Source organism: Acidithiobacillus sp., assembly GCF_023255755.1.
Taxonomy (GTDB): Bacteria; Pseudomonadota; Gammaproteobacteria; order Acidithiobacillales; family Acidithiobacillaceae; genus Acidithiobacillus.
The window spans coordinates 25,798-36,800 of record NZ_JAGDVS010000066.1; the positions used below are offsets into that span (position 1 = coordinate 25,798).

The following is an 11,003-nucleotide window of genomic DNA, read 5'->3' on the forward strand; positions in this document are numbered from 1 at the left end:
TACATCGCTTAGGCCACCCGTGCACCGCTGAGCCAGGTCCCCAGCGGACGCTGTTCCAGATCGGCCGACTTACCACTTAAGCATTCCTCAAACCAGTGCTCTACAGAATCCACTGCAGGCTTCTGCGGCAAGAGCACAAAATCGGCACGTTTTCCCGCCGTCAAATCACCGCCGACGGATCCTCTGCCCATACATTCAGCCCCCGCCTTGGTAGAACGATACAAGGCCTCCTGCGGCGCAACAGGAACACCCGCTTCCCGATGTGTTCCCAGAAATCGCTGCATGACATGCAGCATGCTATGACTGGGACCACCGCCTATGTCACTCGCCAGCGCAAAGGGAATGTTGTAAGCACGTACTTGCTCTAAGGGCATGCGTCGGTTGCCCAGCGCCTCATTACTGGTAGGACAATGCGCCACCCAGGAGCCGCGTGCCCGAAGACAGCGCCATTCCTCGTCACGCATTTCAATACAGTGGCCTAATATCGTCCGGGGCGTCAGAAGACCCGCGCGGTCATACACCTCAGTATAGTGCGCAGCGTCGGGGAACAGCTCTTTAACCCATTGCAGCTCCGCGACCGATTCGGCGAGATGCGTCTGGATTAAACATGGACTCTCGGCGGCAATCTGCCCCAATGCCTTTAGCGATGCTGCCGTCAGATTCGGTGCAAAACGGGGTGTCAGTGCATAGTGTGTAATATCCGTTTGGCGCATAAATGCACGCAACGCGTCAGGATCATGCAAGCTGTAATCAGTCAATGCATGGGGCGCATGAATCGCCATCAGGACATTACCAATGACCCAATCGCCACGCATCGACGTCAGCGCAATCTGCGTGGCCTCGGCATGCGGGCTGGAATAGCTCATGCCCATCACGGTCCCCGCACGCAATACATCGGCATAGAATTGCGCCGCCGCAGCCCTGGCGAAATCGGTATCCACATAGCGCGCCTCTTCCGGCCAGATATACTCTCGCAGCCAAGTCAAGAGTTCGCCAGAGAAACGTCCCCTAACACGATGTTGCACCCAATGCAAATGGACATCGACAAAGCCTGGAACGATAACACCATACAAATCCTCTACTTCCATATCGGCGTCGATCTGATTCAGCATCGTAGTGAAATCACCCATACGCACAATACGGCCCTGATCGACACCTAAAGCACCATCCTGATAAAATATCCAGGTATTCGCATCTATCGGGTTGAGTATCGACGCCCTAAATATTTTTTCCATCATCTGTACCCATCTGTATAATCTTACTGACAACCAGTTTGGATAACGCGCTCGCCTGCCCCTGCTCGTCAGTGGCCGTATGGTGACAAAACAAAACTCGGTAGAGTATTGATGCCACAATCGTCGTCGCAACACCCACCAATGGTGATATGTCTGTACCATGCAATAGATGCGCTCCATATCCCTCCCAAAGTGGATTATTTGAGAAAAATACGGTAACCGCGACCCCGATAACGAAAACCCAGACATTAGCACGCCTATGTAACAGCCTGCTCAACCCTCCGCGCGCTTCCGGGAGCACATCCCACAACACGTAGGTGATCATCACACCGGTCCACGGCGCCGCGACAATAATCAGCAAATCCAGAAAAGTCTGAAAAGAATCCCAGAATGACGGCGCCACAAAAAGCATGTAGATACCGACCAGCGTTGCCAGCACCGCATCCAAAGCTGTAAACTTCTTACGGTTCAGATCCTTGCCCACTACCACCGCGAGGCTGAAAGCAGAGCTGTAGGAGTTCAGGAAATTGGATGCCAACAACCCTAATATCGCAAAAGTGCAAAAACCCAAATACAGTGCCGAAGTGCCCAGTCCGGTCGCCGTTATGCTTATTCCAGCGGGTCCTACCTGGATACCACCATGCACATACAGCGTAATGGCTAACGCGAGAATGAGGCCACCACCTGCAAATCCGCCGAGGCTGGGCCATAACGCCATTCCGGCCAGGCTCGTGTCACGCCGCACATACCGCGAATAATCCGAAGCAAACATCGTCCATGAGAACGCACCGCCCATGAGCGCTAATGAAGTTCCACCCAGGGTTTGGATTCCGTCAAAATGGCCTACGGCGGGCGTCATCGAAAGAGCCTGCCCACCATGCAGATATACCAGTATGGCTATCGCAAACAGCGCGAGAAATAGCGCCCCCGCCGTCTGCGCCGTAACGATGGCTTTATATCCGATAATGGGCACCACAAAATTAGCCAACACAGCCAATACCAGCGCATAATAAATACTGGTATTTATCGGTAACAAACCGTAACTGTCGAAAACACTGCGGAGGATATACACCACGAGTACTAACACCACGGCCTGCCAACCCAATTGGGACATCCAGTTACTCAAAGAAATCAGTTTATTGACCGGCTTGCCAAAAACGCGCCCAGAAACCGCCATAGTCGGAATACCGTAGATAAATCCCGGTATACTGATGATACCCACGGCGACAAACAGTGCAGAAGCCAGCAGCACGACCCACAGAAATGGCGCCAAAGGAAACAACTGGGCGATCAAGACCCCGACCGGCAAGCTAGAGGCAGTCATGGTCGCCGCCAGCCAGATCAAAGCGACCCGCGGCGCTGAACTCGTGCGCTCTGCCTCTGTCGTGGCACTAATCGAATGCCTGTCACCCATCACTTTTTTCTCCCACGCATAAACGCTAACTTGATCCGGCACCCACTTCAACGTCGATTTGAAAAACCGTATTCTGCTTAGGCATCTTTTTCAGAAATGGTGGGAAGCCACCCTCCTTTACTGCTGCAAGTGCCGCACGATTTACCGCACTCAGGGGACTAGGTTTGATAATTTTTGCCCAGAGCAACTGACCCGCAGGTGAGATCTCGAACTCAACGGTCGCCTTGCCGCTCAGCCCCATTGCTCTTAACTCTGCAGGCACATGCAGATTCTGCTGAATCATTGGCCGCAACAGCCCGACATAACGCCCCATCAACGAGGCCGTCTGTTGGGTCGACATGGGCGGCGGGGCAGGAGGTGGCGTCACTAGCGGCTTAGGCGCGGGCGTCACTACCGATTTAGGAGTCGGCGTTGGTGGCGTGGCGGTCTTAACCGGCGGCACCGGCGGCGTCGGTGCCGGTTTCGGCGGAATCACCACCTTCGGGTGCGGACGGGGCGGCGGCGGCGTCACATGATGCACTACCGGTTTGGGAGGAACCGGTTTCGTTAGAGGCTTGGGTACGACCTTCGGCGGTGGTTGCGGCAAGGTCACCATTTGTACCGCAATGACGTGATCCTTGGGCTTAACGGCATTTACCGGAGGCCTGTTGTGTCCGTACCAGACCAAGCCGAGCACGAGCAGGACTTCAACCGCCACGGCACCGCCCACGGCATACTTAAAATGGCGTTCCTTCGGCTCCGGCATGAGTGAATAATCTGTGGCCCTAGGCATCGTGGTAGTCATATAAATTTATTCCCATTTTCGAGCACTGTCGCGCTCGCCAACTGTACGTTTGGCATTCGCTCACTTTTCCCCAAGTAAAGACGCAACTACTCACGCGGGCTTCGCCGCAATACCAATACTGGTTACACCCGCTTTTTGACAAGCATCCATCACATGCACAAAATCTTTAAACGGCACCATTTTATCGGCCGCTATCGTCACCTGCGTGTGTTTAGCATCGCCATCGCCCGCGAGGAAACCCTGCAGTTGAGGCAGGCTCATTTTTTGGCCCTTCACCACAACACCGCCATCCTTCACGATATTGAGCACGAAATGCGGATGCGGCAGTTCTCTCGTCTCACTGGATGTGGGTAAGTCCAGCTTTAATCCCTTATCCGTAATCATCTGCAAAGTAATCATGATGAAAAAAACCAGCAGGAACAGCATAACGTCAATCATCGGGATGATTTCGACACGCCCTTTTTTGCGGGGCCGGCGTTGGGGTAACATGTTTTACTCCTTACTTTGCCTGGCAAAATGAAAAAATCTTCCGAAACATCATGCGGTCATTTCAGACGCCGTAGCCGATGACGGGGCGTTGACCGCCGTCTCCTCTAACACCACGGGCGCGCCATCCAAGCGGTTCATGAGCACCACTTTCAACGACTCAAGCTGGAAAATGGTTTTCTCGATAGCGTTGTTGAATGCGTTAAAACTCAGTAAGCCGATCATGGCGATAAAAAGTCCAGACGCGGTGGCAATCAGCGCATCCGCGACACCGCCAGTAACGGAAGTAGGATTATGACCAGGCACTGCAAGGATGGAGAACGCGTGGAACATGCCGAGAATAGTTCCGAACAGACCCAGAAGGGGCGCCAGGGTGACAATGGTGTCCAATATCCAAAGGCGCTTATCCAGGCTTGGCGTCGTCAGGAAAATAGCTTCATCCAAACGGTTCGCGAAGGCTTCACCACGAGCGCTGCCGTAGTGATGAATCAAATTGAAATGCCGGAGCGCTACACCCAGCAGAGCTTCTTCGGGAAGCCCCTTAGACAAAACCACCAGATCTTCCAGATCAGGGCGCCGCAACTTGCCGCGGGCGGATATTCCCCAAAGGATTTTCTTACCTTTGCTGATGGCGTTACGAAGATACCAGCCCCGATCGAAAATCACAGCAAGCTCAACCACGAAAAGGAGCATCAAGATGTACAGAACACCATCTGAATAGTTGGCAAGATGTACGAGATAACTGAACGAGATCATATAAACTCCAGCACAAGGTGATTAACAAAATTATCCAGCGTAGACTGAGCAGAAAATATGCCATTGGTACTTGCTAGACGTGCCCATCAATAAAATCATAAAGTTATTAAAAGCCAACAGGCCGGCAACCTGTCTTTTAGTGCAGACAATGCAGTTTTGCACCATAACGGTGCGACCGCTTGAATCCACCCGAAAATTTCTTCCACCCAATGATGGGCATATCATTGGATTCGATAAAGTTCTTTTTTTGTGTGGTATAGGTTCCAAAAACGCAACGGTCCGAAACGTTCGGAGGCACGTTGCGGAAATATACAGATGGTCGCGGTAGAGACAGCAGTTACCTACTGCCCCCCGCACAGCTCCGTACGAGCGGATTTAGCGCATGCGGCTCCTACCCCGGCTCATGACGCGAACCTTTGCGATGGGTAGGGATGTGCCGACGCTACGGGAGGAAAGTATTTGAATCACGATCCGTCAGAAACACCGCCAAGACATACGCGAGCGCTGGCTACGACACTTCAGCGCGTGCAGCGATGCGGAGAAAAAAGTTTGAATCATGACTAAGAAGGTAAATGTAATTTGCAACGCTGCATGACTTACCCCAAATCGAGCGAGCAATGGCCTTGTGAAAAGTGCCCAGACATATTGGGGACTGGCTATAGCCATCATACAGGCTATCGAAAATAAAAGCTGGGATCACCTGTTTGACAAGATGTTAACCGAGACGATTTTGTATTTTTTGGGATTACTGAAGGCATTATGATGTGACATAACTAATCCCTAATGTAACTGACTTACAACGCAAAATAAGCGAATGTCAACCACCGGACCACACACTCAACATACCGTCGCTCTACATACTAAATCACGCGATATAGGAAACCGGGTTACAATCTCTATCCCAGACCCGGTGGCCTCTTAAACCGCTCTCAGTTCCGCTGAAGCGCAGAGTTCACCCTCGGTTTAGGTCAAGTTGTAGTGCAGACTCCCCACGACTCTACGTGTACGGTTAAAACAGGTAAGTCAGCATCACTCTATTATAAACAAAAGTCTTGTTACCTGGGTTAAGTGGAGCATCATGCACCAATCCTCCGTTCGCAACTTCCATTCGATCCCGAATAGAAAAACCTTTAAACATACCACCAGGGAAATAGGTAAGGTCCACGTACACATCATTGCTGTTACCACTGTAGTACGTATGATAACGCGCAAAATCCGCTATCCACAGAAATTGCTTGTGGAGAATATTTTGTATCCACTTCACTTTCCAACCATCACCAGGCCCCATTTCTACTAGTCCACGAATCATCGAAGTGGTATACAAAGGATCCGTCGCATATCCGATGGTATAGGGTGAGACGACGGCACCTCCACCAATAGCACCGACATGGGGAACGATCTCATTGTATGACCAGGTTAATTGGCCTTTCCCCAATATAGTGGGCACAATGTCAAAGTTGGCACCGACCTGAACACCCCAGGCACTACCATTCACTGTATTGCCCATGATATTATCCACAGGCTGCGCACCCGTTCTGCTATTCAGCAAACTATTATTTTCCCACTCGCGAACAAATTGCGCCCCCACAAAAGGATCAATTCCCGTGGCCGTCTTGAGCGTGTATGATGCTGAACCATAAAACATTTTCGCAAAATGGTAGAAGTCGTAATACCACACCTGAGCCTTGGCACCCACCATGGCGGTACTGGCACCAAAAGCCACCGTGCCCTGCGCCTGGGGAGCAGAACTTGGCAGCTTTTGGACCCCCCCATAAATGGGGTCTCCACTATATCCCGTACCATAATATAGATTGTCTTTGTAATAATTTTGAGAGGTACGACTTTTCCAGCGGAATTCTCTCAGCGCCTCCAGTTTCACTCCCGGGAGGGGACTATATTGCGCGAATAAAGCCTGATAGGTGGCTGGCAAAATACGTGCATCAGAATTATTCATCCACGGAGTGTTAATGATTTGATCCCCCGCACGCACAAGCAGATTTTCTGGCTTAGCATACTGAATATACGCTTGACCAAGCGCATTCAACGATGGTGTTAATCCCATCATGGTGGTATCCACCGTCGACGGAGAATATCCGTGTGTTCCAAGATCATTGGCGGTATAAAAACTGACACCCACACCAAAACCGCCAAGAAATGGTGCGGTTTTGATATTCAGCAGGCCGCCGATAGCAAAAGAATCCTGATTGGGGACGCTCGCTGCCCCATAAAGACGACTGAAATAATATGATCGTACCTGACCAGATATTTTGCTTTTTTGGAAGAATTGAGTTAGCGTGTCCGCCGCGACTATCACAGGATATGATGTCGACACAAACAAGACGGCTGAAAATAGTATTTTGTTCATTCCATTGATCCTTTTAGTATCGCGCAAATATCTCATCCAGACTACCTTCGGCATCTCTAAGCAGGGAGCATTTCAAGACAGCGCTTTTTAAGCTCTTGCGTCCGCCTACTCTGCATGTACTGCTCTATGGGCTCATCATGATCCCTATTGGTTTCAATAATCGCGGAAATAGAGCCAGATCGCCGCGATATAATAACGACCCGTTGACTGAGACGAATTGCTTCATTGACATCATGGGTAACAAATACAATCGTGACATGAGTGTTCTCCCATATAGACGATAAACTATCCTGCAATGATGCTCTCATTTGCGCATCTAACGCGCCAAACGGTTCATCCATCAATAATACGGCAGGCTTATTGGCAAGAGCACGTGCTATCTCGGCACGATGCTGCATTCCGCCCGAAAGCATTTTTGGATAATAACTTTCGTAGCCTGAGAGCCCAACGAGATCGATATACTCATCCGCAAGCTTGTCTGCTGCAGCCCTCCCTGCACCCCGTCGCATAGGTCCAAATCGCACATTCTCCTTAACGGTTTTCCACGGAAAAAGCGTGTGCTGTTGAAAAACTATGCCAAGATCGGCACCCGGAGTTGTTATCTCAACTCCATCAAGAATGATACTGCCTGATAATGGTTTGTAATGCCCTCCGATTGCATTTAATAGTGTACTTTTCCCACAACCGGACGCCCCAATAAAAGACGTGAATGATCCAGCGTCAAGCGTTAATGATAGATCTTGTATTACCGTCTTGGTATCCAAGCCAGATTTATATCCCAAACACACACGTTGAATTTCAATATGCCCAATATCTTTCATGATGATAACCTCATTACGCGCCTGTAGCTTATTCAGACCAAGGGACAATCTTACGCTTAAGAAGATATATCGCCCCGGATGTAATGGAACTAAGAATACCAATGGTAAGCATCCCGACAATAATATTTCCATATTGAATCAATTGATATGATTCCCATGTGAAATATCCTATCCCATATCTTCCACTGATCATTTCCCCAGCCAGAAGCGCAAACCACGCCGCCCCCATCCCCAATGCCATTCCAACAGTTATGTTGGGAATCGCGTAGGGAACCACCACGTGAAATAAAACGCTTATCCGATTTGCACCCAGCGACCTTGCTGCCTTGACCAATTCAACGGGTACTCGTTTTACCCCATCCCAGGTATTCAGAACAATTGGAAATACCGCACCAAGAAAGGTTATAAATACAATACTTTGCTCTGTTGTTGGCCACAGAAGAATCGCCATGGGAACCCATGCAATTGCTGGAATTGGTCGCATGATCTCAATATACGGGGCAACTATAAGTCGAAGCACTGTGCTATAACCCAATGCAACACCGATGGAAACACCAACAATGGATCCTATAGTGAACGCCAAAGCTATTCGATAAAGGCTCCAGTAGATGTCTTTCCAGTAGGCCTTGGTAACAACAACATTTAGAAAAGACTTGTAGACATGCAATGGCGATGGAATATTTGAAAAGTCGAGAATCACATCCGCATGAGTCTGAGTTAGCCATTGCCATACCAAAAGACCCAACACAATTGACAGCAACGGAATAATAAAAGCGCGCACTGAACGCCTTCCGATAAATAGGAATCTGATCATGTAATCCAATCCATATTTATTGGCCAGCGATGATTTTTTCTTCGCATACTTATCACGCTCCCGAGTTTTCCGATCTTGTTTCCTATCTGACGCAATCATCATAGCCCTCACATGCCCCATCAACGGTTAGGGCGACAACCATCAACAAGCTCGATAGTCAGAATATTGTCGCCATATTACTGCGGCCTTATGTTTGAGATGATTATGTCGCAGAAATAATCTGCTTGTAGCTATAGACAGGCGTGCCATGTGCGTTACTTTTTGCACTCGCCACCGTCATATAGGCCGTATAATTATTACCGATTTTTACATAGTATGCATAGTTGCCAAACAGCTTAAGTCCAGTCGTATGATCATATACATAAGTAGCATCAATCTTCTTATGCGCCTTGATATCCGCTTTTGCAGCCATCAGCATAGATCCCACTGAGCTATATTTCTGTATTCCACTGCCCTGAACCCAAATCTCAGGAGGGAGGTCGACATTCTCCTTAGGATTATAAACCACTTTATTCGCTGCACCGTATTTCAATCCTAGTTGTTTGTAAGCGGTTTCCTGATATTTTGGATTCACCCACTCGTTAAAATTCAGGGGCGGTATACTTGCATTTTTAGCCAAAATCTGGTGATCATACTGTAGCGTTTTTATCCATTTTTGCGTAATTTCCGGGTCCAGAGTAAGATACCCTCCGTGACTAAAATATAAGTAGAGGACCTCTTTTGGCATCATCGTCCACTTCGCGATCATTTTGCTTGCTTGGTATGGATTATTCGATATCCATTGATCTGCATCGATTACTGCCTTATCGTATGCAACGACAATAGCAGGATATTTATCCGCAAACGATGCGGTTACTACTGCACCATGAAGGTATGGAACATTCGTAGCCATGCCGTTGTATATCATTCGGCCAACTTTCTTATATTCCACATACTCGGAAATCGGGCAGAAATCTGCATGCGCGGCTATTTTCCCCGCGGTAATAGCCGCAATACCGGCCATCGGACTTTGATTCACGACATGAAAAGATGAGAACGGTATATGGTTATCAGCCGCCATTTCGTAGAGCATTCCCCACGATGAACTCCCGATCGGAGTCGAAATTGTTTGGCCTTCCAATTGCTTAACGTCGGTTATATTGGACTTGGTCGGCACGACTATACCATTCCCCGCACCATCCAGATTGTAGCCCGTCATGGTAATCAAATAAGATTTTTTTGTTGATGTTTGTTGAAATTTTGAGCCGTTTACCACCAACGGGTAATCGCCCATTGTTCCGAAATCAAGCTTACCGGCCATCATCATGTTTGTTATAGGCGCGCCCGAACTGTAGTCCCGCCAGATTATACGATATTTAACGCCTGCATATTTTCCCGTATGCGGTAGATATTTTTGCAGCAATCCCAGACCCTTTAATACTGTTCCGGCTGGATATGTATCTGTACACATGGACTGATAACCAATGCTTATTGTTATCGTTTTAGAGAAGGCGGGCGCTGCCGCAATCACTGAAATTGCTGTAATCGCACAGAGAGATAAGCGTAACATGGGGTGAACCTCCAGCATATGGGAACCTGTACCTATATGCTATGCAATCAGTATGCCAGCCTTACCAATTCTTAGATTTCCATAAAACATTGATAGAACAGGAGGATGTAATCATTAGAATTGCTTCACAGACCGTGCAGACGCACCATGATTGTGCGTGGCGCTTCAAGGCGGTGCATCGGCATGGTGCAATTTAAACTTCGATGATGTTCTCGATAAAAGACGCGGCGACCCGTGTCAGTTATGACGTAAATTCCACGAGCCTTGAAGTTGCCGTGCCAACAAGATGAGGAGTTATGCTGCGCCTTAAAATCCGGGCAGCTTTTCCTCTGAGAAGGTCCGATCCGGATAGCTTAGATAATACAGCACATATTTGAAGTACTTTTAATTACCGTCAAGCAGATCTCCATCTCTTCAATGTGCTCAGACGCGCGATCAAATACAGCTTAACAAGGCTGTTTACTTTTCTTTTCGATAGTACTTTTCTTATCTTACGTTTCATATCTTGCAAGGTAATATCTTGCTCAACAAAAGATGTGCCGTCATGACAATATGAACAATATATACTGGAAGTTAATTTATTTTTGTCGAATCTCATGGGCATTCCGCAACTTTGACAGCGATTTCTCTCGTCATGCATATGGGTCGCAATATATTTAGCGAACGTCGATAATGCCTTCATCTTTTCGTTGATACCTCTTGTCATCCGTTATGGCGCCACCAGATCCAGCCACTGACTGGAGATCCTTTCCAGCAAGCGATTCTGACTCTGCCGGGCG

The 11,003-nt window shown here is 48.7% G+C and carries 10 protein-coding genes; all 10 read right to left on the reverse strand.

From position 1 onward, the window contains the following. Nucleotides 1-8: 8 nt before the first annotated feature. Nucleotides 9-1,238: an amidohydrolase family protein gene (locus tag Q0C48_RS04605; RefSeq protein WP_291522005.1), complete on the reverse strand. Its 1,230-nt coding sequence runs from the start codon at nt 1,236-1,238 to the stop codon at nt 9-11. Beyond that, nucleotides 1,219-2,649, reverse strand: a complete 1,431-nt coding sequence (locus Q0C48_RS04610) for a cytosine permease (protein ID WP_291522007.1) — start codon at nt 2,647-2,649, stop codon at nt 1,219-1,221. Before Q0C48_RS04610 ends, Q0C48_RS04605 begins: the two co-directional genes overlap by 20 nt. A 25-nt stretch (nt 2,650-2,674) precedes the next feature. Next, on the reverse strand, nt 2,675-3,421 hold the full coding sequence (locus tag Q0C48_RS04615) for a TonB family protein (protein ID WP_291522009.1): 747 nt from the start codon (nt 3,419-3,421) through the stop codon (nt 2,675-2,677). A 102-nt stretch (nt 3,422-3,523) separates the two neighbouring features. Continuing rightward, on the reverse strand, nt 3,524-3,922 hold the full coding sequence (locus Q0C48_RS04620) for a biopolymer transporter ExbD (protein WP_291522011.1): 399 nt from the start codon (nt 3,920-3,922) through the stop codon (nt 3,524-3,526). A 48-nt stretch (nt 3,923-3,970) separates the two neighbouring features. Then, on the reverse strand, nt 3,971-4,675 hold the full coding sequence (locus tag Q0C48_RS04625) for a MotA/TolQ/ExbB proton channel family protein (RefSeq protein ID WP_291522013.1): 705 nt from the start codon (nt 4,673-4,675) through the stop codon (nt 3,971-3,973). Between the two features lie 1,009 nt (nt 4,676-5,684). Further along, a complete protein-coding gene (locus Q0C48_RS04630) occupies nt 5,685-7,067 on the reverse strand; it encodes an OprD family outer membrane porin (protein WP_291522015.1) in 1,383 nt (460 codons plus the stop codon). Nucleotides 7,068-7,096: 29 nt separating this feature from the next. Beyond that, nucleotides 7,097-7,861, reverse strand: a complete 765-nt coding sequence (locus Q0C48_RS04635) for an ABC transporter ATP-binding protein (protein ID WP_291522017.1) — start codon at nt 7,859-7,861, stop codon at nt 7,097-7,099. Between the two features lie 28 nt (nt 7,862-7,889). Beyond that, the gene (locus Q0C48_RS04640; RefSeq protein WP_291522019.1) at nt 7,890-8,777 is read right to left on the reverse strand and encodes an ABC transporter permease; all 888 of its coding nucleotides are present in this window, start codon (nt 8,775-8,777) and stop codon (nt 7,890-7,892) included. 100 nt (nt 8,778-8,877) lie between these two features. Continuing rightward, nucleotides 8,878-10,224, reverse strand: coding sequence for an ABC transporter substrate-binding protein (locus Q0C48_RS04645; protein WP_291522021.1), 1,347 nt, complete (start codon nt 10,222-10,224; stop codon nt 8,878-8,880). Between the two features lie 394 nt (nt 10,225-10,618). Next, nucleotides 10,619-10,930: a zinc ribbon domain-containing protein gene (locus tag Q0C48_RS14650; protein WP_366937003.1), complete on the reverse strand. Its 312-nt coding sequence runs from the start codon at nt 10,928-10,930 to the stop codon at nt 10,619-10,621. Nucleotides 10,931-11,003: the final 73 nt, after the last annotated feature.